The organism is Lentzea flaviverrucosa, assembly GCF_003350445.1.
Classification (GTDB): domain Bacteria; phylum Actinomycetota; class Actinomycetes; order Mycobacteriales; family Pseudonocardiaceae; genus Lentzea; species Lentzea californiensis.
In genome coordinates this window covers 43,060-67,848 of the sequence record NZ_QQAU01000017.1, presented here as the reverse complement: position 1 = coordinate 67,848, position 24,789 = coordinate 43,060, and the positions used below count along the sequence as shown (strand labels likewise).

The following is a 24,789-nucleotide window of genomic DNA, read 5'->3' as shown; positions in this document are numbered from 1 at the left end:
TTACAAGACAATTCGTTCCCGGCTCACTGGTGTCGTGGTGGTTCCCAGCGTCGTCCTTCTGGCCATGTGGGCGTTGTTCTCGTCCTACACGGTGTTCGAGGGCCTCTACCTCCAGCTGGTCGCCTCCGGTGCGCGGGACGCGTCGATCCCCGCCGTCCAGTCGTTCGCGTCGCTGCAGAAGGAACGCGAGCTGTCCATGACGAGCCTGAGCCGGTCCGGCTCGAGCACGTCGGCGTTGCTCAAGCAGCAGCAGGACACCGACAAGGACGTCGAGCAGATGAAGTCGGCGTTCGCGGAGCTCGCCTCCCAGGCGCCGCAGGAGATCGTCGACGGCATCAACAAGCTCAACGGCCTGCTCGACCAGCTGCCGGAACAGCGTGAGCGCCTGGAGTCCGGTGCCACGTCCAAGGACGAGGTCTACCGCTACTACAACAGCGTGCTCGACGCCGGTGGCTCGCTGTTCGGCACGCAGGCCCGCATCGTGCCCGACGCCGAGACCGTGCAGGGCGCACTCGGTGCGCTGCAGTACTTCCAGGCCTCCGACGCCATGTCGCGGTCCAGCTCGATCGCCGCCGGTGCGATCGTCACGGGCAGGTTCACGCCCGAGGAGCACCGCGAGTTCGTCAGCCTCGTCGGCGCGTACCATTTCACGCTCAACGTCATCGAGCCCACCTCGCTGCCGAACGTGCGCGAGCACTTCAAGCAGCTCACCGGCAGCGCGCCGTACCAGCAGCTGGTGACCCTGGAGAACCGCCTGCTGCAGAACGCGGAACGGCCCGTCGGGCAGCAGGTCACGCTGGCGGACTACGAGAACGCCACCCGTGCCGTGTCGCAGGAACTCACCACGATGGTGCAGGAGCAGTCCACCGGCGCGGTCAACATCGCCATGGCGAACGGCAAGGAGAAGTTCACCACCGTCCTGATCGGCAGTCTGATCGCCCTGATCGCGGTCATCGCCGGCATCTTCGTCGCGGTGCGCGTCTCCAACCGGCTGGTCAACAAGGCGTTGATCGTCCGTCTGATCAGCCTGAAGAGCGACTCCCTGAAGCTCGCGCACGAACGCCTGCCGGACATCGTCGAGCGCCTGCGCGAGGGCAAGCACGTCGACGTCGCCGCCGAGGTCCCCGCGCTCGACTACGGCAACGACGAGATCGGGCAGGTGGCGGACGCGTTCAACGCCGCGCAGTACACCGCCGTCGCCGCGGCCGTGAAGGAGAGCCAGACCCGTGAGGGCGTGAACCGGGTCTTCCTCGACATCGCCCGCCGCAACCAGGGCCTGGTGCACCGCCAGCTCAAGATCCTCGACAAGCTGGAGCGCGAGGAGGAGAACCCCGACCACCTCGACGCGTTCTTCCAGCTCGACCACCTCGCCACCCGCGCGCGCCGCAACGCCGAGAACCTGATCATCCTGACCGGCGAGCAGCCGGGCAGGCAGTGGCGCAAGCCCGTGCGCATGCTCGACGTCGTGCGCGCCGCCGTCGCGGAGACCGAGCAGTACGCCCGCGTGAAGGTCAACCCGGTGCCCGAGGTCGCGCTGGTCGGCGCCGCCGTCGCGGACACCATCCACCTGATCGCCGAGCTCGTCGACAACGCGACGTCGTTCTCCTCGCCGCGCTCGCAGGTCGAGATCCACAGCAGCGAGGTGCCGCAGGGCCTCGTCATCGAGATCGAGGACCACGGCCTCGGCATCAAGCCCGACGACCGCGAGCTGCACAACAAGATGCTGGCCGCGCCGCCGGACTTCGAGGCGATGAGGCTGCGCGGCGAGTCCCGCCTGGGCCTGTTCGTCGTCGCCCGGCTGGCCGCCCGCCGCAACATCCACGTCGAGCTGCGCGACTGCCCGTCCGGCGGCACCATCGCGCTGGTCCTGATCCCGTCCGAGCTGATCGTCGGCGAGGTGGGCGCGGCCGACCCGGCGGACTCCCAGCAGATGCCCAAGCCGACGTTCCGCCAGCAGGCGCTGCAGCAGGCCTCGCGGTCACCGGAGGCCCTGGAGGCCTCGGTGCCGATGCAGGGCGACCTGGTGCGCGACTCCCGGCACGGCGAGAAGCCCACCGAGACCTTCCGCCTGGACGACTTCTGGGCCGGGAGGGCAGTGGGAAACGACCTGGACCCAGGCCCGGACAGGGACCTGGACAGCAGCAGTGGACACATCGAGCTGCCCCGGGAAGACCGCCTGGCCGGGGTCTGGCCGGCCGACGACCCGGCGGAAGGTGAGGCGACGACGCGTCAGAACACCCGGCCGGAGCTGCCCCGCCGCAGGCGGCAGCAGCACCTCGTACCGCAGCTGGCCAACGACGAACCCAGGCCGATGCCCGAACTCGCGGAGTTCAACCCCGAGGAACGGGCGGAACGCACCCGCGACGGAATGTCCGCCTTCCAGCAGGGCACGCGCAACGCCCGCCAGGCCGACGACGTCGTGGAACCGTGATCACGAAACTGAAAGGGCTATTTCCGTGGACGACCTGACCGGCGGGCACCCCGAGCTCAACTGGCTGCTGGAGGACCTCGTCGCGAGAGTGGTCGGTGCCCGGCACGCGGTGGTGCTCTCCGCGGACGGCCTGCTGCTCGCCCACTCCCCCGAGCTCTCCAAGGACGACTCCGACCACCTCTCGGCGATGGCGTCGGCGTTCCAGAGCCTCGCTCGCGGCACCGGACGGCACTTCGGAGGTGGACAGGTCCGCCAGACCATCGTGGAGATGGAACGCGCGCACCTGTTCGTCACAGCGGCGGGGCAGGGCGCCTGTCTCGCGGTGGTGGGCGACGAGGACGCGGACATGGGCATGATCGCCTACGAGATGAACATGCTCGTGAAGCGTGTCGGCGCGTACCTCTCGTCGGCGCCCAGAACACTGGCGTCACCGAGGATGCCCAACCCCCTCGGACTGTCATGAGCAACTCCTCCGACTGGTGGTACGACGAGGCGGCGGGCCCCATGGTCCGCCCGTACGCGATGGTGAGCGGCCGCACCAGGCCCAAGCCCGCCGGCGAGGACCTGACCCTGACGACCCAGGTCCGGTCGCTGCGCACGACGACGGACCAGGGCACGCTGGCGGTGGAGCACCTGGAGATCATCAAACTCTGCCGGAAGCCGCTTTCCGTCGCGGAGGTCGCCGCCTACCTGCACGCGCCGCTCGTCGTGGTGAAGGTGCTCCTGAGCGACCTCATCCAGCGCGGTGACGTCATCACCAGCGGCCCGGCCACCACGGTGGCCCCGGTCGACATGAACCTACTCCAGAAGGTGCTCGATGGTGTCCGTGCAATCTGATCGGCCCGGTTCCGGGCAGGGCGGGGAAGAGCTCCTCGTCCCCTCGTCGGTCAAGATCGTCGTCGCCGGCGGCTTCGGCGTCGGCAAGACCACGATGGTCGGCGCGGTCAGCGAGATCACCCCGCTGCGGACCGAGGAACTCCTCACCGAGGCGGGCGAGGAGATCGACGACCTCTACGGCGTCGAGGGCAAGACCACCACGACGGTCGCGCTGGACTTCGGCCGCATCACGATCAACCCCGAACTGGTCCTCTACCTGTTCGGCACACCGGGCCAGGACCGCTTCTGGTTCCTGTGGGACGAGCTCGCGATCGGCGCGATCGGCGCGGTCGTGCTGGTCGACACCCGCAGGCTCGACGCCGGCTTCGGCGCGATCGACTTCTTCGAACGCAGGGGCATCCCGTTCGTCGTGGCGGTGAACTGCTTCCAGGGCAGCCACTCCTACACGGCGGAGGAGATGCGCGCGGCGCTCGACGTCGCGGACACGGTGCCGCTGGTGCTGTGCGACGCCCGCGACCGGGAGTCGTGCAAGGCGGTGCTGGTCCGCGTGATCGAGCACGCGATGAACCGGCTCGACGTGATGGCCTGATCTGACCTTGCTGAAGCCCTTGGCGTTGTACGCCAAGGGCTTCGGCTGTTGCTACGGCTTGACCTGCTCCAGCCGGCACCGGAACGGCCGCAGGATCGGCGGCACCTCGGTGAGCCGGTAACCGGGTACTCGCTCAGGGTTCTCGGCGATGGACGCGAGCGTCTCCGCCACGTACTCCAGGTGGCTGCGGGTGTAGACGCGGCGCGGGATCGCGAGCCGCACCAGCTCGAACGGCGCGGGCGTGATCAGGTCGCCGGAGGAGTCGATGTCGCCGAGGTAGAGCGAACCCACCTCGGCACAACGGATCCCGCCCGCGAGGTAGAGCTCCGACGCGAGAGCGTGGCCGGTGAAGCGGCTCGGCGGGATGTGCGGCAGCAGCCTGCCCGCGTTGAGGTAGACCGCGTGCACACCTGCCGGCCGCACACTGTCCACACCGGCCTCACGCGCGCAGTCGGCGAGGTACGCGGTGGCCTCGGCCCGCTCGCGCAGGTACAGCGGATCGGTGACCTCGAGCAGGCCCTGCGCGCACATGTCGAGGTCGCGGCCTGACAGCCCGCCGTACGTGCTGAACCCCTCGGTGGCGATCAGCAGGAGTTCGCACTGCTTGGCCAGATCGGCGTCCTGCAGCGCGAGCATCCCTCCGATGTGGACGATGCCGTCCTTCTTCAGGCTCAGCACGCAGCCGTCGGCGAGCCGGAACGCCTTCTTCGCGACCTCGCGGGGACTGTGGTCGCGGTACTTCTCCTCCCGCTGCGTCACCAGCCACGCGTTCTCGGCGAACCGCGCCGCGTCGAGGATGAACGGCACGCCGTGCCTGCGGCACAACTTCTTCACGGCCTTGAGGTTCGCCATCGACACCGGCTGCCCGCCGCCGCCGTTGTTGGTGATCGTCATGAGCACCAGGCCGACGTCCTCGGGCCCCTCCAGCACCGCTTCGAGTGCTTCCAGGTCGATGTTGCCCTTGAACGGCTCGTCGCTGTCGAGGTCGGCGAAGGCCGGCGACGGCAGGTCCCGCACCACGCCGCCCGCCAGTTCGACGTTCGCGCGGGTGGTGTCGAAGTGCGTGTTGCTGACGGAGAGCTGTCCCGGCTTCAGCAGTGCGCTGAACAGGATCCGTTCCGCCGCACGGCCCTGGTGCACGGGCAGGATGTGGTCGTAGCCCGTGAGCTCCCCGGTCACCTCGCGGAACCGGAACCAGGACCGGGATCCCGCGTACGTCTCGTCGCCGCGCATCCCGGCGGCCTGCTGCTCCGCGGACAACGCGCCGGTGCCGGAGTCGCTCAGCAGGTCGATCGTGACGTCTTCCGCCGTGAGGTTGAACTGGTTGTACCCGGCTTCGGCGTAGCGGCGTTCCCGGTACTCGCGGGTGGTGATCGGAATGGGCTCGACGACCTTGATGCGGTACGGCTCCACGGCGGTGGCCTTTCTGGTGCAGCGTTAAGCGGATAGTGCGGTGGTGCGGGGTGGTGTGACGTCGTAGGCCTCGGAGGACAGGTAGACCGAGACCCCGGGCTTCGGCAGGCCCAGGCGCAGGGACACGTGGGCGATCAGCCCCGCGCCGTCGCCGAGCGGCCGCCGGACGAGGCTCGCGAGCGCCATGACGAACGGCGTGGTGTCGAGCCCGCACCGCGCCATGATCGCCAGCACGCGTTCGCAGGCCTCCAGGTCGTCCTGGACGTAGTCCCGCACCGGGATGTAGAGGGAGTAGCCGCTGGGCCGGTCCGTGTCGCCGGACAGGAACGTGTAGCTCGACATCAGCGGGCGCCCGGAGAACGGCCCGTCACCGCCGCGGGCGAGCTCGCAGACGTCCGCCAGGAGCACCGGGTCGACGTCCGGGGTCGCCGCGGCGGCCCGCACCACGTCCGCGATCATCGCGTCGTCGTGCGACACGTAGGTCTTCACCCGCGCCCGGTTCTCGTCCGTGAGGTCGAGGGCGAAGAAGGAGAACCGGTCCAGCCCCTCGCGCCGCAGCCCGTGCTCGGCGACGACGGGGAACGCCGAGTCCAGGCCGAGCCGGGCGAGTGCCTCCGCGACCAGGCCGGTCGAGCTGTCGCGGCCGCGCGTCTCGGGGTTGAGGTAGACCTTGACGGCCGGTGCGCCCGACGGCTGGACGATCAGCGAGTACCAGAACGCGAACGCGCCCTGCGGGTCGTCCGGCAGGAACAGGTCGCGCACCCGGTCGAACTGCCCGAGCCTCAGGTCGTACCGCTCGGCGAGCCGGTCCAGCACGCCGAGCGCGGCGGCCAGGTTGGCCTGCCTGCCGGGCTCCTCGGCGAGCGACTCGACGATCATGCGAACGGCGGGCCGTTCGTTTTGAGCCAAAGCCACCGAGAATTCAACGGGGGAGTGGTCGTCGGCGACGAATGAGGGCCAATGGGGAACTGCGGAGAGGGGCACTCGGGAGCCGGGTCCTAATGCCTCACCCAGCAGTTCTGTCGCCGTATTGGCTGAACCCGCTAAACCGACGGCGCGCAGGAGGTTGCGTAGTTGGCCAATGGCGAAATCGTGCAACGAGACGACTGGCGCGCTCAAGATGGGGCACTCCTGATCGGCCGGGAATCAGTTCGGGTCGCAATCCTGACGGGGTGGAATCGCGAAGTGAATTCTCTCAACCCGCCACATGTCCAGGTCAAGAGCCAAGGGGGTTGCGTGCGACACTCTGCGCTGTGATGAAGATTGCACCACTCGGTCTATTGACGCGACCGTTTCGACTGTTCTTGCGGGCAATTGCGTCTGCGAGCACGGGTGTGCTATGTGCGGCCGCTAATCGTGTCGCAGAGTAAGGTTTGTGCCAATAGTGGCCCTCGTGGTAAAGCGCCCGCATCGCGCCCGTTTGTCCCGGTACAAAAGAAACGGGGGTGCCCGCAGCGCGGACACCCCCGTTTGGGGCTTGTTGAGAAACTGCTCAGCTGCTCGACTTCGCGCACCGCGCTTTGCCGGGACAACTGCGGATCATGCGCACCGACGGTGCCTCTTCGATCGTGGCGGGCGGGTTCGTCGCGCCGCCGGGCCACTGCACGGAGATCGCGATCGACGACGCGTTGTTGTCGTAGTTCTTCTCCAGCAACGCACGGTCGGAGTTCACGACGTTCACGACGTCGTACACACCGGACTTCACGTGGGTCAGGTCGAGCCACTGGAAGTCGACCTCGTGCTTGTAGTCGTCGCCGGAACCGACCGAGATGCCGAACATGACGTCCAAAGCGGACGGGTTGTGGTGTTCGCACATGTGCCCGTCCAGTCGCTTCGCGAGCTGGCCCGCCGGTGTCGCGGGATCCGTCGGCCGGTTCGGGAGGTCGTCGGAGACCTCGTAGCGGTCGCCGATGCAGAAACCGTTCTTGCGGTCCGTCTCGACCACGCGGCCGTCGGGCGCACGCAGCTGGAAGTACTCGAAGTTGAGCAGGTGCCAGTGCGTGTGCGTCGGAGCGGGTTCGTAGTAGGCGCTGGAGGTCGTCTCGCGGCGCGCCTCGTTGTACGACCCGGCGATCGAACCGTCCACACCGGACTGAATGGCCTGGCGCACGTTCATCGTCGGCGTGGCGGTGCTGTCGCGGTGCGCGTGCAGCAGCAACGGGCCGTCGCCCACGTTGTCGATCGAGGTGGTGAACCTCAGGCGCACGGCCTGCGCGCTGCCGCCGCGGAACATGCACTTGCCGCGCGGCGCCGAGGCGTCCTCCACGAGGCACACGTCCCAAGCGCGGCACAGCAGCGGGGAACCGTCGTGGCCGCCGGGGCAACCGATGGGCGCCTGGCGGAGATCGGGCAGCAACGGCGCCGGATCGGCCTGGACGTGCTGCGAGGAGACGAGGTTGACCGCAGTGATCGTGAGTGCTGCGATCACCGCGCCGAATCTGCTGACCATGCGACGTTCTCCTGGGTCGAGGAGCTCCTGGCGGCGCGCAGGAGCGTGTCCGTCACCGAGTTGGAGAGCTCGACACTGGAGTTCCAGCTCGTGACGTCGGGGTAGACGTGGGCCGTGGTGGCGAGCAGCAGCCGGGTGCCGCCGACCTCGACGGCCGGGCGCTTCGTGAGGTAGCCGAGCGGGTACACCGGTTCGACGAACGGTGCCTTGAACACGCGCACCTCGTCGACGTCGTCCGGCGTGAGTCCTTTGTGGAGGCTCAGCAGCTGCTCGGTCCACCGGCGGGCGATGCTCCCGGAGTCCTCGCGGTACAGCGCGGACTCGCGGTCGGTGTAGTGCATGACGTACACGAGGTGCCGGTCGCCGTACCGCTCGGAGCCCGTCAGCGGGGTCATCTCGATCACGCCGTCGAAGTCGGTGCCCGAGCGGATCACCGGTGCCCAGTAGTGCCCGGACAACGGCTTGCGCAGGAAGAACAACGTGTTGACGACACCCTGGTACGGCAGCTGCACGTCGGGCAGCAGCGGCGCGAGGCCGGGGTCCGCGATGGACCGCAACGCCGGCAGTGGCACCGTGGAGACCGCGTGGTCCGCCTCGATCGTCTCGCCGTCGATCAGCGTGACGAGCACCCGGTCCTCGCCTGCTTCGAGCCGACCGGCCGGGGCCGAGGTGCGGACCTCGCCGCCGTGCGCCTCGATGGACGCCTTCAGCGCGTCGATCACGCTCTTGTAGCCACCAGCCGGATAGCCGCGCACCGACTCGTTGCTCTCGCGGCCCAGGCGCTGCCACACGTACAGCGCGGGCACGTCACCGAACGCGGCGCCGAACTTGGCGCCGAACAGCGGTGCGAGCAGCAGTTCCCAGATCTTGTCGCCGTACAGACCGCGCAGCCAGTCCTCGGTGCGCATCCCGTCGAGGTCCTTGCCCTTGCCCAGCCTGCGCAGCAGCAACGAGACCACGCCGAAGCGGATCCGGTTCACGCGACTCAGCGGCCGGAACCGCAGCAGGTCCAGCGCGGAGTTGAACGAGCGGTGCTCGCCCTCGACGACCATGCCCATCGTGGTGGGGTTCCAGCCGATGCTCTCGCGCAGGCCGACCTCGTCCAGCAACGCCAGCAACGCCGTGTCGGTCGGCATCACGCAGTGGTAGAAGCGTTCCACCGACCGGCCCCGCGAGGTGAAGAACGTGCCGAGACCGCCGAGCTGGTCGCTCGCCTCCAGCAGAGTCACGGCCATGCCCTCGCGGGCGAGGCGGTGCGCGGTGGCGAGGCCGCAGATGCCGCCGCCGATCACGACGACGCGCTGGGGCATCAGAGCTTCCGGAACGGCACGGGCGCGAGGCGGTCACGCGTGAGCAGGAGCAGGTACTGCCGCAGCGTGCGGCCGAGCCGGAGCTTGCTGGCGCCGGGCTTGCGGTCGTAGCGCAGGTGCAGCGGGATCTCGCTGACGATCGGGCCGCAGTGCCGCAGCTTGAGCAGCAGCTCGACCATGCAGGCGAATCCGCGTTCCTCGACCAGGCGCTCGCCCCAGTGCGCGGTGGCCCGGCGCAGCAGGCTCACCCGGTAGGCGCGGAAGCCGCTGGTGAAGTCGCGGACCCCGTCGAAGTGCAGGATCTTGCCGAACACGACGCGGGCGCCGCGCGAGAGCAGCCTGCGCCACTGCGGCGCCGTCGAGTCGTCGCCGCCCGCGACGAAACGGGAGCAGATCACGACGTCCGCGCCGGCCTTGATCTCGGCCAGCATCGCGGGGAACACGCCGGGGTCGTGCGTGTCGTCGGCGTCCATGACGATCAGCACGTGCTCGGGAGCGGCCTCCGCGAGCGCCGCCCTCAGTCCTGATTGGACGGCCTGGCCGAGTCCGAGGTTGACCGGGTGGGTCACCAGGCGGACGTCGAGGCCGCGCACGCCGGTCGCGCTGTCGCCGGTGCCGTCGGACGAGCCGTCGTCGACCACCCACACCGTGATCCGGTCGGCGATGTCGGTGCGGGCCATGCGGGCCAGCAGGGACGGCAGCGCCACGGCCTCGTTGTAGGCGGGCAGGACGACGTGCACGTCGCCACACGTGCGGATCGGCTTCTGCACGATCGCGACCGGTTCACCGGCCGAATGCCGGATGCCGTGTTCGTCGACTCTCACTCAACGCCCCCTCTTCGGTGGCTCGTGGTTGGTGGCGTGAATTATTGACACGGCGTGCTAAAGCTTTGAGTGCGGCCCTGGGTGAGTTCAGGGCAGGAACAACGTCGAATCCTCACCAACTGCGTTCGCGCGGGACACTGAAGAGGGATATTGATACCCGAAGAGATGATTTCTCAGAGTTCATTCACTCTTTCGTGCGCGTCTGCGACCACAACTCCTTCGATCGGATGATCTTCCATGAGGCGATTCTCGGCGGTTGCCGTTCCAGCCGGACCACTTCACGCGCGCGAGCCTGATCCCGTACGCCCGCCGCAGCGCCCCCTCAAGCCGTCCTCGGTGGGTAGGGACCTGCTCAGCCGGGTGAACGCGGTCGCGGTGCTGCTCGTCCTCGCCGACACCCTGACGCTCGCCGCGGTGTGCGTGCGGCACGGCCTGGGCTGGGGCTGGAGCAGCGCGGTCGTGGCCTCGGTGGTCACGGTCAGGGGAGCCTGGCGGCTCTACCGGCGGCGGCTGTGGCTGTCGTGGCTGCAGGACCTGCCCCGGTCCGCGGCGAGCACCGCGCTGGCCTTCGCGCTGCTGTCCGGCGCCGGCCTGATCAGCGGTTCCGACGCGGCCGACCTCGCCGCCGCGCAGTGGGCGATGATCGTGTTCGCGCTGGCCATCGAGCCGGTGCGGTGGTGCGTGTTCGCCTTCGGCCGGTGGTGCCGGCGCCGGTTCGACCGCTGCGACCGCACGATCATCGTCGGCGCGGGCGAGGTCGGCGTGAACCTCGCGAGGACCATGCTGGAGCACCCCCAGTTCGGCCTGCGGCCCGTCGCGTTCGCCGACTCCGGCCCCGATCCGGACCGGCTGCCGCCGATGCTGGAGGTCGTCGACGGCGACCTGGCCGACGCGATCGTGCGGCTCAAGGCGGGCACCGTCGTGCTCGCGTTCTCGCACACCCGCGACTCGCCGCTGGTGGACGCGGCGATCACCGCGCACCGGCTGGGCTGCTCGACGCTCGTCGTGCCCCGCATGTACGAGCTGCACCCGGACGGCCCCGGCATCGAACGGCTGCGCAGCTACCCGCTGATGCGCCTGGGCACCGCGCCGACCAGCAGGCCGACCTGGTGGATCAAGCGCGCGGCCGACCTGCTGCTGGCGGCGGTCGCCCTGGTCGTGCTGTCGCCGGTGATCGGCCTGTGCGCGCTCGCGGTGCTGGTCGAGAGCGGCCGGCCGTTGTTCTTCCGGCAGGTCCGCGTGGGCATGGACGACCGCACGTTCACCCTCTACAAGATCCGCAGCGTCCGGCAGTCCGGCGAGGACGACTCGCAGGTGAAGTGGTCGGTCGTCGGTGACTCCAGGGTCGGTCCGGTCGGCCGGTTCCTGCGCCGCACCTCGCTCGACGAACTGCCCCAGCTCTGGAACGTGCTGCGCGGCGACATGTGCGTCGTCGGGCCACGCCCGGAGCGTCCCGGTTTCGTTCGCGAGTTTTCTTCCATTCACGAGCTATATTGGGCGCGCCATCGCGTTCCGACCGGCTTGACTGGACTAGCCCAGGTGCACGGTCTGCGAGGTGACACTTCCATCGCCGACAGGTCTCGATACGACAACTACTACATCGCTAATTGGTCGTTGTGGCTCGACCTGAGGATTCTACTGATGACAGCGGGTGAGTTGTGTTGTCGGAGAAATCGCTGATACGTCGATTCGCAGTTGTCGCCCTCGTACTTCTTTCGAGTGCATGTGCGGTCAGCGCCGCCGAATCGGACCCGATCGTCACCGGTCCGATGCCCAAGGCGCTGGCGCCCTGCGCGTGGTGGTACGGCATCGGCGACTCGCCCACGCAGTGGGAGATCAGAGCCGCCGCCAAGCACTACGACGTGGTCGTGCTCAACGCGTGGGAGACGGCGGCCATGCGCAAGCTGCACGAGCTGAACCCCAAGGTCAAAGTGCTCGTGTACAAGGACTTCTCCAGCACGCGCAACTACTACGGCGCCGTCGAGGGCGACCGCGACGCCCGGTACCTGCCCACCGGGATCGGCTACCACGCCGCGGAGCGGAACCAGCCGGGGTGGTTCGCGATCAGCACGCTCGGGCAGCGCATCGAGTGGGCCGGCTACCCGCAGCACTGGCAGATGACGGTCTGGGACCCGGCCTACCAGCAGGCCTGGGCGGACGCGGTCGTCGGCGAGGTGCTGCGCGAGGGCTGGGACGGCGTGCTGGCGGACAACGACTTCAGCTCGCTCAAGTACTACTCGCCCGCGGTGATCGCGGGCACCGCCGACGCCGCCGGGTCCGACCGGCTGCTGCGCGACGGCCTCGACGCCATGCTCGCGCTCACCGGCGACGCCCTGGAGAAGTCCGGGAAGATGCTGATCCCCAACGTGTCGGAGTCGCAGCTGACCCCCGGCCGCTGGTCGGCGCACTCCCGGTACGCGGGCGCGATGGAGGAGAACTTCGGCCTGCAGGGTGACGACGGCACCGGCGAGCTGATCACGTTCCAGGGCAACCAGTTCAAGGAGCAGCGTGCGCAGGCCGCGCTCGGCGAGTCCTGGTTGCTGCTGATCACGCACACGAAGTCGGACAAGGAGGAACGCGTCGGGTACGCCTCCGCCGCGCTCCTCGCGAGCCCCCACACGTGCTGGACGAGGGCCCAGCCCGACTACAAGAACCCGTACTGGTCGTTGTACCAGGACGCCCAGCTCGGCGAGGCGGTCGAGACTGCCACCCGCCTGCCGAGCGGCGTGTGGCACCGCCGCTACTCGGGCGGCTGGGTGGCCGTGAACCCGACGAAGACGTCGGTGCTGCTGACGCCCCCGCCGGGCCTCGTCACGCTCAAGGGCGAACCGGTGCCGGACCGGCTCGACCTGCCGTCGGCCGACGCGGTGGTGCTGGTCAACGGCCCGAAGCGGTGAGCTTGCGGTAGAGGTCGAGGTGCCTGCGGGCGCACACCTCCGGCGTGAACCGCTCCCGTGCCCTCCTGGCGAGCCGGTGCCCGGTGCTCGCGGGGTCGGGGTCGGCGAACAGCGCGCTCAGCCGTGCGGCCAGCGCCGGCACGTCACCGGGCTTCGGGCAGTCGTCGCCGGGGATGCCCAGCATGTCCGCGACACCGCCGGTGTCCGTGGCGACCACGGGCTTGCCCGCCGCCATGGCCTCCGCGACGACGAGCGGTTGCTGCTCCATCGTGGACGGCAATACCAGGGCGTCGTGCTCGAGCAGCAGTTCGGTGATGTCGGTGCGGAAACCCAGGAACTCCACCCTGCTCGTGAGGCCGCGGCGGGTGACCCGGCCCTCCGCCTGGAGCCTCTGCGGGCCGTCGCCGACTACGGTGAGCGTCGCGTCCTCCGGCATCGTGGTCTCCAGCGCGTCCAGCAGGTCCAGCAGACCTTTGCGCTCCACCAGGAGCCCGACGAACACCAGTTTGCGCACGGGCCCGGCGGGCGGGTCCGCGGCGCCGACCTCGACGCAGTTGTCGATGTGCGTCATGCGGTGCGGCGGCACGTAGAGCCGTTCGCGCAGGAACCGGCCCATCTCCCTGGCCGGGACCACGGTGCGGTGCACGACGCGGGCGACGGCGGCGTCGGCGGCCAGCACCGCCCTGGTGTAGGCCGGGGGAGGGGTGGCGCCGCGGACGTTGCGGAACCACGGCTCGGCCACCTCGTCGGGCACGCCGTGGTAGGTGTGCACGATCTTGGTGCCGGTCGTCGCGAGTGGTGCGCTGACCAGTCCGGACCGGCGGTCCTGGGCGTGCACGACGTCCGGGTTCCACGCCTTGAGCGCGGCCCGCGCCTGCCGTGCGGCGGCCATGTCCCCCTTGCGCGTCACCAGGGTCTCCTCGAAGTACGGGTCGATGAGCTCCGCGCCGCGCCGAGGCCGCGGGCCGAACACCCGCACCTCGGCGTCGCCGGACTTGGCCAGCGCGGCGGCCAGTCGCACCGTCACGTCCACCGGGCCACCGCTGTCCTGGGTGAGCAGGTAGGCGATCCGTGTCATCGTCGTCCTTCCTCGGTGACCAGTCTCGCGGTGAGCGTCGCGATCCGGTCGGTCATGCGTTCGCGGTCGAACAGGGTTTCGGCCCGGAGCCGGCCGCGTTTTCCTTCCGCGGCCGCGAGTTCGGGATCGGCGAGCCGGAGCGCAATCGCTTGCGCCAGGGCTTTCGTGTCGCCCGCGGGGACTACCTCGCCTGCGTCACCGAGGCTTTGCCCGACGCCCTCGACGTCGAACGCGACGACGGAGCGTCCACAGGCCATGGCTTCCAGCGGCACCAGCGCCATGCCTTCGGCGCGGGAGGGCAGGACCACGACGTCGGCCTCGGTGTAGAAGCGGGAGACCGTGTCGCTGTGACCGTGCCAGCGGGTGTTCGGGGAGTCGGTGGCGCGGAGCTGTGCGGCCATCGGGCCGTCGCCGACGATCAGGAGTTCGGCGTCCGGGACCTTCGCGAGCACCTGCGGCCAGGCTTCGAGCAGCAGGTCCTGGCCCTTCTGGTGGGCCAGCCGGCCGACGCACACGGCCGTGGGGGTGTCGTGGGGCTTGGGTTCCGGGTTCAGGCGTCGGGTGTCGACGCCGTTGCAGACGACCTCGGCTCGTGCCGTCACCCGTGCGGCGCGCCCAGCTGTGAGCTCGTCGTCGCTGACGCACAGGAGCAGCGTCGTCCAGCGGGAGGCTCGGGCCTCCCAGAACCGGCAGGCCCGGCTGAGCAGTCCGGTGGCGACGCGGAACGACCACAGGTGGGGCTGGAAGAGCGTCGGGGTGCGGCCGCGCAGGACGAGCCTGGCCAGACCGGCCTTGGAGCTGTGCAGGTGGACGACGTCGGGCTTGATGCTTCTGAGGGTCTTGCGGAGCGACCGGAGTTCCAGCGCGGTGCGGGGGCCCGGGCTTCGGGTGGCCTGCCAGGGGTGCAGCGGGATGCCGGCCTTGGCGGCCTCGTCCGGCAGCCAGCCGGTGGAAGGACAGGCGATGCTGACGTCCCACCCCTGCCGCCGCTGTGCCTTGACCAGGTCGAGGACCACGACGGCCACTCCGGCCTCGACCGGCTGCGTCACGTGGACGATCCTCACGCGCGCTCCTCCAGTCCGATGAGGACGGTGCGGTTCAGGGGCAGGGCGATCGCGCAGTAGGTGGCGAGCAGCAGCAGGCCGGTGGCGATCAGGCCGGTGACGGTGGTGCTGTCCGGCAGGACACTGCTGATCGCGAGGCAGGCGGCCGCCGCCCCGGCCACACCGGCGACGGCGCGCAGCGGAACCGGGAACGCGAGGCCGTAGCGGGCGAGGACCAGCCACGTCACCGGCACCAGCAGCCACACCACGGTCACCTGGGTGAGGGCGACCGCCGCCGGGCCTCGTCCGGTGGTGAAGAACAGCGCGGTCAGCAGGGCGACGAGGTGGGCGGCTTCGAGGGCGAGGTACTGGCGGGCGTGCCCGGCCGCCCTGATCACCTGGTACCAGACGTGCAGCAGGCCCAGACCGAGTCCGTAGCCGCACAGCAGCACCAGCAGCCCGGCCGCGTCGGCCCACTGCTCGCCGAGGACCACGATCCCGTGCGCGGACAGCGCGACCACGACGTACAGGCCGCCGGTCACCACCAGGGTGGCGATCGTGAACCGCTGCAGGGTGGCGGGCAACCGGTCCGTCCGTCCATTCCGGACCAGCTCGGCGCAGATCGGGAACAGCACGCCGCCCAGCACCACCGCGACCATGATGTACGGCACCCAGGCGATGCGGAACGCGAGTGAGTACCCGCCCACCGCCTCGGGCCCGAGGACGTGCCCGATCGCGAGGTAGTCGACGTTGATCAGCAGCACGGCGATCAACGCGCCGGGTCCCACGACCGCCAGCCACCTCGCGGCTTCCACCGCGGCCTCGTGGTCCCAGACCGGGCGGATCCGCGCTCCGGCGACGGCGGCGAGCACGGGTTGTGCGACCGCGGTGCAGAGCAGGCCCAGGACCAGCGCCGTGGGCCCGGTCCCGTTCGCCGCCAGGGTGACCGTGACCGCCGCGCCGACGAGCATGCCGCCCGCGTCGGGGAGCATGCGGCGCCGGAAGTCGAGCTCGCGGTGCATCAACGCCATCTGCACCCCGCCCGCCGCCGTGAACGGCAGGGTCAGCGCCGCGAGCCGCAGCATCCCGGCGGCCTCCGGTGCCCCGAGCGCTCCGGCGATCGGATGTGCGGCGGCGATGATCACGAGTGCCAGCACCGCTCCGGTCGCGACGCTCATCGTGAGCACGGTCCCCGCGGTCCTGAGGGGGTCCAGGGCGGTGCGGCTGACGATGTCGTAGACGCCCATGGCCTGGATCACCTGGCCGATGTTGACGATCGACACGACCAGGGCCACCGCACCGAGGTCGGCTTCGGTGAGGAACAGGGCGAGCGCGAGGGTCACCACGATCTGGCTGCTCTTGCTCACCAGGTTGACCGCGAAGAGCCACAGCGACCCCCGCACCGCCACGTCCGTCATGTGGCGCGCCGGACGTGCCGTGCCGCGAACACCGCGAGCACCAGCCAGGCCGCCACGACCGCGATCCCGTCGAGCGTGACGGCGGCTCGCGCTCCCAACGCGCTCTTGATGGCCGTGTCGACGAAGTACAGGTGCGCGAACGGAACCACGAGCAGCAGGGTGGCCACGCCGGCCCACCGCCAGTGGCTGTCCTCGCGCCGCCGCCAGCACACGACGGCCAGCGCCGTCATCGCCGGGACCGCGATCAGCACGTCGCCGGGCTGGTGCACGAGCGCGACCACGATGCCGAGGCAGGTCAGCAGATCCGCCGCCTCCGACCCGTTCGCGGTGCGGTCGAGCCTGCGGGCGAGCAGCGCGGTGACCGCGAGGACCCCGCACAGCGCCAGCAGTTCCGCCGCGGGCGGCAGCCACCCGGTCGTGCGGAAGAACACCGCCGGCAGGTCGACCCGTTGCGCCGTCATGGAGTCGACCGCGCCGTAACCGGTGCTGCTCGCCCACTCCAGGTTCCGCGAGATCACGTCGAGGAACTCGCCGACCCCGCCGCCCCTGACGACCAGGAGCGCGGCCACGGGCAGACTGGCCAGCGCGGCGATCGCCGTGCCCAGCAGCGCGACCTTCCGGTCACCACGCACGAACAGCAGCAGCGCCAGCGGAAGCCCGAACTGCGGCTTGAGCCACGCCAGCGCGAGCGCCACCGACGCCCACGCGGGGCTCTTCGTGCGCAGCAGCAACGCCCCGGCCGTGCCGACCGCGATCAGCGGGTTGACCTGACCCACGTACATCTGGGCCTTGCCGACCTGGCTCGTCACCAGCAGCGTGCTGATCACGACCGTGCCCGCGACCATCGGCAGCTTCGCGCGTCCCGCCGCCATGACGGCGAGACCCACCAGCAGCACGAGGCACGCCAGCGCGAACGCGACCGCGCCGACCCGGTACTCCGGCAGCGCGAACGGCAGGTGCAGCACCAGGTGGTAGGGCTGGTAGAGGTTGAAGTTCTGACGCACCGGCCAGTGCTCGAACATCACGGCCGGGTCGTAGGGGTTGCCGCCGTTCAGGAACTCGCGGATCGGGAAGTAGAGCGCGTCCCGGAAGTCCTGCGTGCGTTCTTCCGGCAGGTTCGCCTCGGTGGGGAGCGGCACCTCCCACGACGGCTTGAGCGCGCGGAACGCGCCGAGCGTGCCGGCCAGCGCGACGAGTGCGACGCCGATCGTCCTGGCGAGACCGGCCCGGTTGGTCGTGGTGATCATTCCGGCATCACCGCCACCACCACGGAGGTCGCGGCCACCGCGACGACCGCGGCCAGTGCGGCGAGGACGGCGAGTCCGGCGACGGTGAGCACGACCTGGAGGTCCACCTGGCGCACCAGGGCGGCCCAGCGGGAGGAGATCGTCACGCCAGCACCACCGCCACCAGCACCGACGAGGCCGGCAGCACCGCGAGGGCCGTCGCCAGGTCGTTGCGCCGCGCCCGGTCGTTCGACGCGACGGCGATCACGGCCGTGCCGTCCGCGGGCTCGGAAGCCTTGTCCGGCAACGCCCGCGCGAGTTCCTCCGCACGGTCCGCCAGCGACGGGCTCACCGCCAGCACCCGCACCGGACGGGCCGCGGCGAGGCACAACGCCGTGAGCCGCTCGGTGAGGGCCGGGTCGTCATCGGCGGCGACGACGACCGGATGCCTGATGCCCGCGGTCGACAGGGCGGCACCCACCGCGTTGGCGCGCAGGCGGCGCACCGCCAGCACGGCCACGCCCGCGATCACGGCGGCCACCAGGGCGAGGCCCGTGGCGAGGCGCCAGTCCGGCGTCACCTGCGTGGTCTCGGGGCGCGGGTCGACGAGGCGGAACTTGGCGGCGGGCGCCAGCAGGTCGGCCTCGATCACCGCCTGGGCGACCGCGGTGACGGCCGCGGCGGCGTGGGCGGCCGTGTCGGCGCGGACCGAGATGCGGGCCACGCCGGACGCGGGGACCAGCTCGACGGCGATGGCGTCGGCCAGGCGGTCCGGTGTCGTGCCCGCCGCGCTCGCCGCCGCGTCCAGCACCGACGGGCTGCGGACCAGTTGCACGACCGCCGGCGCGGCCAGCGAGGTGACCTCGCCGAACTGGGCGCTGTCCGGTGCGGACGGGGTGGCGAGCAGGGTCAGCCTGCCCTCGGTCACGCCGTCGCGCAGTGCGACGGCCAGCAGCACGGCCGCACCGACCAGCACGGCGGCCAGCACGCCTTCCAGCACAGCTCTGCGAGCTTTCATCGTCCCTCCAGGACGGTACGAAGCAGTTCGTCGTAGGACTTCATGAGCGTGTGCGCGTCGGCCGAGCCGTCGTGGGACGCGGCCACCGAACGCGCGGCGGGGGAGAAGAGCAGACCGCGCAACGCTTTCGCGGTCTGTCCCGGGCTGCGGCGGGGGACCAGTACGCCACCACCGCCGGACAGCACCTCCCGCACACCGTCCACATCGGACGCGACGACCGGGCGGACCGCCGCCAGCGACTCGAGGAGCGCGATCGGCATGCCCTCCCAGTCGCTGGTGAGCACGGTGACGTCCGCCGCCTCGAGCAGGTCGCGCACGTCGGTGCGGGTGCCGAGGAACCGGACGCGGCCGGGAGCACGCGCCTCCAGTTCGGCACGCAGGCTGCCGTCGCCGGCCAGCCACAGTTCGCAGTCGCCGGGGATCTGGGCCCACGCGTCGAGCAGCACGTCGTGCCGCTTCTGCGGTTCCAGCCGGGCGGGGCAGAGAGCGACGGGCACGTCGAGCGGCGTTCCGAGCCGGGCCCGCACGGTCGCCCGGTCCGCCGTCGGCTCGGAGGGGAAGACGGCGTTCGGGATGACGACCACCGAGCCGAGCCCGGCGTCGCGCAGCCGGGCCGCCGCGGCCGCGGCGACGGTCACCACGACGGTCGAGACCCGGCGCAGCACCTTGACGGCACCGGGTACGTCGGCTTCGGCGACGCCGTGGAACACCGTCACCACCGGCCGCCGCGGCGAGGCCAGGCGCGCCACGAGCGACGCGGAGACGTTGTGCGCCACCACGACATCGGGCCGGAACCGGCGCACGGCCACCCGCACCGCCCAAGCCGCACGCACCACACCCAGCGGTGAACGCCTGGCCACCGGCACGGCGAAGACGGGGACACCACCGGCGCGCAACGCATCGGCGCGGAAGCCGCCACCGCTCGCCACCGCGGACTCCCAGCCGACGTCACCGCCCGCCAGCGCCATCCCGGCCACGAGCGCCTCGGCACCACCCGCGCCCATCTCGCTGATCACGTGGAGAACGCGCATCGGGACTCCTTCTGAGAACGCCGCTCGATCGCGACCGCGAGGGCGACGAGCGACCACAGGGGCAGGTAGTACTGCTCGGACAGGAAGATCGAGGCGATCAGCACGGCGATCAGCGCCGCCTGCACGGCCACGGCCTCACGCCGGTCCGCCACGCGGCGCAACGCCCGTTCGCTGGCGACGAACCCGACCGCGACGAACGCGATCAGCAGCGCGAACCCCGGCACCCCGAGCTCGGCGGCCACTTCGAGGAACAGGTTGTGCGCCACCGGGGTCTGCTCGTCGATCTCCGCGTTGTGCCCGGCCGCCGCGTACTCCTGGCGGAACCCGCCGGGCCCGACGCCGAGCACCGGGTTGTCGGCGAGCATCCGCGAGGCCGCCTGCCAGCGCAGCATCCGGGTGTCGGCGTTGGTGCCCGCGATGTGGCTCTTCTCCTGCAACGCCCGGGACAGCTCGGCCTGCGCCGCCGAGGCGAACGCCAGCGCCGCCACACCGGCGACGGCCGCCGTCACGACCACCGCGCGGACCGGCAGGGCCCGCCGCGCGATCAGCCACACCAGCGCGCAGGCCAGCGCGATCCCGCCGCCACGGGAGAACGTCGCCGCGGCACCGGCCACCAGCACCGCGCCCAGCAGGAGCGGCACGACCCGCGGCCGGCCCACGGCGACCAGCAACGGCAGCGCCGCCACGAGGAAGAACGCCAGGTCGTTGGGATCCTCCAGCGGCCCGGTGGCGCGCAACGAACCACCGGCCACGCTGAGCAGCCCGCCCGCCGCCGCCACGACCGCACCGGCGACCGTCGCCGCGAGCAGCGCGCGGACCGGCACCTCCCGCGCGGCCACGTCGGCGAGCACCACCGCGATCACCAGGAACGGCACCCACCGCACCAGGTACTCCAGCGTGAACGGCTCGGCCACGTGCGCCGCGGAGGTCGCGAGCAGCACGACCGCCAGCAACGCGACGACCAGGTGCAGGGGGTGCGGCGCGGGCAGACGCCGTTGCCGGTACAGGGAGAACAGCCAGACCCCGATCAGCAACGCGGGCACGACCTTGGCCGACTGCCCGTGCACCTGCAGCAGATAGCCTTCCAGGGGCGCCAGCGCCACCGTCCCGCAGGCGAAGACGCGCAGCAGGACCGTCAGCCACATGCGACCGGATCCCGTTCGCGCAGCCGGGAACCCGCGACCCGCTCGACGTGCGCACCGGTGCCGACCACGTCGAAGTGCTCGCGCAGCAACGAGAGCACCCAGCCCAGCAGCTCGACCTTCTGCGCGCCCGGCACGGCCATGCCGGGGAAGAACTCCATGCCGGGCGCCTCGGCACCCGAGAGCACGTCGGTCGGGTGCAGCAGCAACGACGGGGAGACCCTGCGCGCCAGGCACAAGCGCAGCGCCGTGCGGAAGTACCCGCGCGCCAGCCGTGGTGAGATCTGGTGCAGCTGCAAGAGGTACGCGCCGTGGATCGGCACCCGCAGCAACGGCATCGTCGTCACCGGCAGCTCGACCAGTCCGTTGTCCCGCCAGCGGTACGCGGTGTTGGGGGCGCGCACCTTGCCGAACCCGCCGAACAGGTCCTCGCCGCCGTCCGTCGACCCCGCCGAGCGGTTGTGGTAGGCACGGGCCAGCGGCCCGATCCACGTCGGCAGCACACTGGCGTCGTAGAGATAACCGCGCCGCCGCAACACTTCGAGCAACGCGGGCGTGACGCTGAAGCCGGGTCCGCGGAACCCGACGGGCCGCGGAGCCCCGGCGGCCGTGATCGCCTCCTCGGCGCGCATGACCTCCTTCTCGACTTCCTCGTCGGAGAAGCGGTGCAGCCACGGCTGGTGCCAGAAGGAGTGGTTCGCGATCTCGTGCCCGGCCGCCACGATCGACGCGACCGCCTCGGCGCCGTCGTCGCGTTCCGCGTCCGCGCCGACCACGAAGACCGTGGTGGTCAGGCGTTGTTCGCCGAAGACGTCCAGCAGGCGCGGCACCGCGGACGGCAGGAAGCTCGGCCTGCTCTCCCAGCGAGGGTCGCCGTGCGTGCGCAGGTACGCCCACAGGTTGTCGAGGTCCAGCGACACACTGGCGACGGGCTTCACCGCTCACCTCTGGCCGGGACCAGTTCCCGTGCGGGCTTCGCGGCGTACCCGAGCACCAGCACGCCGGACACCACCAGCAGCACGCCCAGCGCGACCCACCACTCGCGCCCGGCCGCGATCTGGTCGCCCATCACCGCGAGCCCGGCCGCCGAGCCGATCACCACGGTGGTCGCGTCCATCGACGCCACCGCGGACGTGGCCGAACCACGCTGCAACGCCGTCGCGAGGCACGCCTGCCCGACGAACGCGGCGATCACCATCACCCACGTGAGCGGGTGGAGGAGCAGGTCGAGCACCGGTTTGCCGGCGACGTTGCGCGCGGCCACCGCGACCACGGCGAACGCGACACCGGCGAGCACCGGCGTCGCGGTCTTGAACACCCGTGCCAGCGGTAGCACCGCGATCGTCAGCAGCCCCAGCACCACCAGCGCGGGCACCAGCGGGAGCTCACGGGCCGTGGACGGCGCCGCGGCACCCGTGAGCAACAGCAGCCCGCACGCCATCACCACCAGCACCGCGATCTCGACGCGCCGGATCCGCCAGCCGAGCAGCAGCACGCCGATCACGGTGGCGAGGCCGACCGCGCACGACGAACCGGCCTGCACCAGGTAGAGAGGCAGGTCCTCGCGAGCCAGGAACGCGAACAGGAACCCGCCGACCTGGCCGGTGAACCCCAGCAGGTACAACCGGTCCGCGGCGAGGCGGGCGAGCAGCCCCACTCCGGTGCCGGGACGTTCTTCGGCCCTCCGCGCGGCGACGGTCTGCGCGACTATCCCCAGGCCGTAGAGCACAGTGGACACCGCAAGTGCCAGATGACCGGACATGAGCGCGGACACTACGACACGCTTGTGCGGCAACACTTTCGAGCGATGTCCGAGGCAACTCTTTCGAGTGAACGTGGGCGGGAATCGGCCGGATTCGTCAAGATCGATGAAGTACCTTGCCGCGGTGCGGGAAACGAACATCGTGACGATCGTCTGCGGCACCAGGCCGGAACTGATCAAACTCGCGCCGCTGGTCGACCACTTCGGCAGCGCGTGCACCATGATCTACACGGGCCAGCACTACGACCGCTCGATGTACTCGCTCATCCGCCGCGAGGTGCCGGAGCCGGGTGCGTTCCACGAGCTGCGGCTGGGCGGCCTGCGCCGGGGCGACCAGCTCGGCCGCGCCGTCTCGGCCGTGGACGAGGTGCTGGCCGCGGACCGGCCGGGCGCCGTGATCGTGCAGGGCGACACGACGTCCGCGCTAGCGGGAGCGTTGGCCGCCAACGCCTGCGACGTGCCGCTGGTGCACGTGGAAGCGGGCCTGCGCAGCTACGACCGAGCGATGCCGGAAGAGCACAACCGCGTGCTCATCGACCACCTCTCCGACCTCTGCTGCGCCCCGACGCCGTTGAACCGCCGCAACCTCCTGGGCGAAGGCGTCGCGGAGAGCCGCATCGCCGTCACCGGCAACACCGTCGTGGAGGCGCTGGCGCACGCGCTGCCCTCCGCCGACGAGCAGGACGTGGTCCTGGGCGACCTCGGCCTGAAGCCCGACCGCTACGTCCTGGCCACGATCCACCGCCCGGAGAACGTGGACGACGCGGCCAACCTCGAGACCATCCTGCGCGAACTCGGCGGGTTGCCCCTGCCCGTCGTGCTGCCGCTGCACCCCAGGACCGCCGGCCGCATCACCGAGTTCGGCCTGGAAGCTCTGCTGCACGGCCTCCAGGTGATCGACCCCCAGCCGTACCGGCCGTTCCTGGCCCTGGCACACGGCTCCGCCGTGATCGTGTCGGACTCCGGCGGCATCCAGGAGGAGGTGAGCGTGCTGAAGCGCCCCGTGGTGGTCGTCCGGCGCAGCACCGAACGCCCGGAGATCGAGGGCACCTTCGGCACGCTCGTTCCCCCCGGCCCGCTGGTGGGCAGCTCGGTGCTGGCGTGGCTGGACGACGTGGAGGGGCACCGTGCCGCGCTGCGGGAGATCCCGTCGCCCTACGGCACCGGCTCCCCCTCCGAGCTCATCGCCTCCGCCGTCCGCCGGATGCTGCGGCACTGAGCCAGGCGGTGCGGCCGCGCCCCCCTTTGCCGCGGCCGCACCAGGTTCACCTCCTGGTCGGGTTCGGTCTCCTCGGCCGGCGCCCCGCGCAACGCCCGGCCGGAGGCGAACACGGACTGCCAGGCGTCCCACACAGCGATGAGCGCGGCCGACAGCACGACCGATGCCGCGACAGCGAGCACACCGTCGTCCTCGAGCAGCACCACGGCGGCCACCACGGCCCACAGCTCGACGGCGGTGAAGACGACGGCGAACAGCACCCGTTCCGTGTGCTGGCGGCGAGCACGCGCCATCTGCTTGCGAGAGCTGGTTTCCAGCAGAGTGTGGCGCTTCATGACGGCTCCTGGTGTGTCCTCGGTGCTGCTCGTACACCAAGGAAAGCGCCACCGGCCCGGAACGTGTGCGTCAGATGCCGCACACGGAGCGCAGTTCGTCCTCCCGTAGAATTTCGATGCGCGTGCGCCGGGTCGCGATGATCCCCGCCTCCCGCAACGTCTTCAGCGCCCGCACCAGCGTCTCGCGCGAGATGCCCGCGATGCCCGCGAGCTCGCGCTGGCTGAGCGGCACGGTGGCGATCATGTCGCTGGCGTCCCGATTGGCGAGGTCGAGCAACACCGAGCCCACGCGGTGCAAGGAGGGCCCCGTCCTGAAGTCCTGCTGATCGCCTCCCGCCCGTTGACGTGCCACCACAACGCGCAACACCGCCCAGGTGAGCCGCGGCCGCTCCTCGCACAGCCGCTTCAGAGCGAGGGCAGGGATCAAGATGCCGTCCACGGCGTCCACGGCGGTGAGAGTCGCGGACCGTCCCCGCCCGTCGACGGCGGCGACCTCACCGATGATCTCGCCCGGCCCTCGCACGGCGAGCACGGTTTCCTCGCCGCTGAGCGAGAACCGGCTCACCCGCACCCGTCCGTGCGCCACGACCAGCACGTTGCGCGTTCTGTCCCCTTGGTGGCAGATCACCACCGCAGGCTCGAACGACACGCGGGTCGCCGCGGCCAGCAGCGCCTTCTGGTCCGTGTCGTCGAGCATCTCCCAGAACGACTGGTCGATTCCCATGCTTCCATGGTTCACGGATCAGCACGGTGACCGTTGCCCCGAT

Annotated in this window: 24 protein-coding genes; 7 read left to right on the top strand and 17 right to left on the bottom strand. The window is 70.7% G+C overall.

Features of this window, described 5'->3' with window-relative positions:
- Positions 1–34: 34 nt before the first annotated feature.
- The 4 genes from DFR72_RS38210 to DFR72_RS38195 are packed head-to-tail and all read left to right on the top strand — an operon-like array spanning position 35 to position 3,857.
- Positions 35–2,431, top strand: coding sequence for a sensor histidine kinase (locus DFR72_RS38210; RefSeq protein ID WP_245983816.1), 2,397 nt, complete (start codon positions 35–37; stop codon positions 2,429–2,431).
- 25 nt (positions 2,432–2,456) lie between these two features.
- Entirely contained in the window at positions 2,457–2,894 is a 438-nt protein-coding gene (locus DFR72_RS38205) for a roadblock/LC7 domain-containing protein (RefSeq protein WP_030475700.1), read from the top strand.
- Positions 2,891–3,268, top strand: coding sequence for a DUF742 domain-containing protein (locus tag DFR72_RS38200; RefSeq protein WP_090071758.1), 378 nt, complete (start codon positions 2,891–2,893; stop codon positions 3,266–3,268). The genes DFR72_RS38205 and DFR72_RS38200 overlap by 4 nt, the downstream gene beginning before the upstream one ends.
- Positions 3,249–3,857 carry a GTP-binding protein gene (locus DFR72_RS38195; RefSeq protein WP_090071760.1) on the top strand — a complete coding sequence of 203 codons (609 nt, stop codon included), beginning with the start codon at positions 3,249–3,251 and terminating at the stop codon, positions 3,855–3,857. Before DFR72_RS38200 ends, DFR72_RS38195 begins: the two co-directional genes overlap by 20 nt.
- Before the next feature lie 51 nt (positions 3,858–3,908).
- On the opposite strand, the gene DFR72_RS38190 is transcribed toward DFR72_RS38195, so the two are convergent.
- The 5 genes from DFR72_RS38190 to DFR72_RS38170 form a co-directional block, all read right to left on the bottom strand.
- Positions 3,909–5,270, bottom strand: coding sequence for a tryptophanase (locus DFR72_RS38190; RefSeq protein ID WP_090071762.1), 1,362 nt, complete (start codon positions 5,268–5,270; stop codon positions 3,909–3,911).
- Positions 5,271–5,294: 24 nt separating this feature from the next.
- On the bottom strand, positions 5,295–6,368 hold the full coding sequence (locus DFR72_RS38185; protein WP_281273464.1) for a tryptophan dimethylallyltransferase family protein: 1,074 nt from the start codon (positions 6,366–6,368) through the stop codon (positions 5,295–5,297).
- Between the two features lie 394 nt (positions 6,369–6,762).
- Positions 6,763–7,719 carry a lysyl oxidase family protein gene (locus DFR72_RS38180; RefSeq protein ID WP_090071764.1) on the bottom strand — a complete coding sequence of 319 codons (957 nt, stop codon included), beginning with the start codon at positions 7,717–7,719 and terminating at the stop codon, positions 6,763–6,765.
- On the bottom strand, positions 7,695–9,029 hold the full coding sequence (locus DFR72_RS38175) for an NAD(P)/FAD-dependent oxidoreductase (protein ID WP_090071766.1): 1,335 nt from the start codon (positions 9,027–9,029) through the stop codon (positions 7,695–7,697). The genes DFR72_RS38180 and DFR72_RS38175 overlap by 25 nt, the downstream gene beginning before the upstream one ends.
- Complete coding sequence (locus DFR72_RS38170; RefSeq protein WP_090071768.1) at positions 9,029–9,853, bottom strand: glycosyltransferase; 825 nt, start codon at positions 9,851–9,853, stop codon at positions 9,029–9,031. Before DFR72_RS38170 ends, DFR72_RS38175 begins: the two co-directional genes overlap by 1 nt.
- A gap of 336 nt (positions 9,854–10,189) precedes the next feature.
- Here DFR72_RS38170 and DFR72_RS38165 point away from each other — a divergent pair, with 336 nt between their 5' ends.
- The gene (locus DFR72_RS38165; RefSeq protein ID WP_245983815.1) at positions 10,190–11,533 is read left to right on the top strand and encodes an exopolysaccharide biosynthesis polyprenyl glycosylphosphotransferase; all 1,344 of its coding nucleotides are present in this window, start codon (positions 10,190–10,192) and stop codon (positions 11,531–11,533) included.
- 89 nt (positions 11,534–11,622) lie between these two features.
- A complete protein-coding gene (locus DFR72_RS38160) occupies positions 11,623–12,750 on the top strand; it encodes a putative glycoside hydrolase family 15 protein (RefSeq protein ID WP_090071773.1) in 1,128 nt (375 codons plus the stop codon).
- Here the strand turns inward: DFR72_RS38160 and DFR72_RS38155 are convergent.
- The 10 genes from DFR72_RS38155 to DFR72_RS38115 are packed head-to-tail and all read right to left on the bottom strand — an operon-like array spanning position 12,731 to position 22,468.
- Positions 12,731–13,828, bottom strand: coding sequence for a glycosyltransferase family 4 protein (locus tag DFR72_RS38155; RefSeq protein ID WP_090071775.1), 1,098 nt, complete (start codon positions 13,826–13,828; stop codon positions 12,731–12,733). The two genes, DFR72_RS38160 and DFR72_RS38155, sit on opposite strands and share 20 nt — an antisense overlap.
- Complete coding sequence (locus DFR72_RS38150) at positions 13,825–14,892, bottom strand: glycosyltransferase (RefSeq protein ID WP_090071777.1); 1,068 nt, start codon at positions 14,890–14,892, stop codon at positions 13,825–13,827. Before DFR72_RS38150 ends, DFR72_RS38155 begins: the two co-directional genes overlap by 4 nt.
- Positions 14,889–16,289, bottom strand: coding sequence for an oligosaccharide flippase family protein (locus DFR72_RS38145; RefSeq protein ID WP_090071779.1), 1,401 nt, complete (start codon positions 16,287–16,289; stop codon positions 14,889–14,891). Before DFR72_RS38145 ends, DFR72_RS38150 begins: the two co-directional genes overlap by 4 nt.
- On the bottom strand, positions 16,286–17,536 hold the full coding sequence (locus tag DFR72_RS38140; protein WP_090071781.1) for a glycosyltransferase family 87 protein: 1,251 nt from the start codon (positions 17,534–17,536) through the stop codon (positions 16,286–16,288). The genes DFR72_RS38145 and DFR72_RS38140 overlap by 4 nt, the downstream gene beginning before the upstream one ends.
- Entirely contained in the window at positions 17,533–17,682 is a 150-nt protein-coding gene (locus DFR72_RS46010; RefSeq protein WP_170176587.1) for a hypothetical protein, read from the bottom strand. The genes DFR72_RS38140 and DFR72_RS46010 overlap by 4 nt, the downstream gene beginning before the upstream one ends.
- A complete protein-coding gene (locus DFR72_RS38135) occupies positions 17,679–18,533 on the bottom strand; it encodes a hypothetical protein (RefSeq protein ID WP_090071783.1) in 855 nt (284 codons plus the stop codon). Before DFR72_RS38135 ends, DFR72_RS46010 begins: the two co-directional genes overlap by 4 nt.
- Positions 18,530–19,564, bottom strand: coding sequence for a glycosyltransferase (locus DFR72_RS38130; RefSeq protein WP_090071785.1), 1,035 nt, complete (start codon positions 19,562–19,564; stop codon positions 18,530–18,532). The genes DFR72_RS38135 and DFR72_RS38130 overlap by 4 nt, the downstream gene beginning before the upstream one ends.
- Positions 19,546–20,709 carry an O-antigen ligase family protein gene (locus tag DFR72_RS38125; RefSeq protein ID WP_245983814.1) on the bottom strand — a complete coding sequence of 388 codons (1,164 nt, stop codon included), beginning with the start codon at positions 20,707–20,709 and terminating at the stop codon, positions 19,546–19,548. Before DFR72_RS38125 ends, DFR72_RS38130 begins: the two co-directional genes overlap by 19 nt.
- A complete protein-coding gene (locus DFR72_RS38120) occupies positions 20,700–21,644 on the bottom strand; it encodes a polysaccharide deacetylase family protein (protein ID WP_090071787.1) in 945 nt (314 codons plus the stop codon). Before DFR72_RS38120 ends, DFR72_RS38125 begins: the two co-directional genes overlap by 10 nt.
- Positions 21,641–22,468 (bottom strand): hypothetical protein, encoded by an 828-nt coding sequence (locus tag DFR72_RS38115; protein WP_090071898.1) that lies wholly within the window; start codon positions 22,466–22,468, stop codon positions 21,641–21,643. The genes DFR72_RS38120 and DFR72_RS38115 overlap by 4 nt, the downstream gene beginning before the upstream one ends.
- A gap of 124 nt (positions 22,469–22,592) precedes the next feature.
- On the opposite strand from DFR72_RS38115, the gene wecB reads away from it, so the two are divergent.
- Positions 22,593–23,687: a non-hydrolyzing UDP-N-acetylglucosamine 2-epimerase gene (wecB, locus tag DFR72_RS38110; RefSeq protein WP_245983813.1), complete on the top strand. Its 1,095-nt coding sequence runs from the start codon at positions 22,593–22,595 to the stop codon at positions 23,685–23,687.
- Here wecB and DFR72_RS38105 read toward each other — a convergent pair.
- Together DFR72_RS38105 and DFR72_RS38100 are read right to left on the bottom strand one after the other, a co-directional pair.
- Positions 23,624–24,022, bottom strand: coding sequence for a hypothetical protein (locus DFR72_RS38105; protein ID WP_090071792.1), 399 nt, complete (start codon positions 24,020–24,022; stop codon positions 23,624–23,626). The genes wecB and DFR72_RS38105 overlap by 64 nt on opposite strands.
- A gap of 70 nt (positions 24,023–24,092) precedes the next feature.
- The gene (locus tag DFR72_RS38100) at positions 24,093–24,746 is read right to left on the bottom strand and encodes a Crp/Fnr family transcriptional regulator (RefSeq protein ID WP_090071794.1); all 654 of its coding nucleotides are present in this window, start codon (positions 24,744–24,746) and stop codon (positions 24,093–24,095) included.
- Positions 24,747–24,789 lie beyond the last annotated feature (43 nt).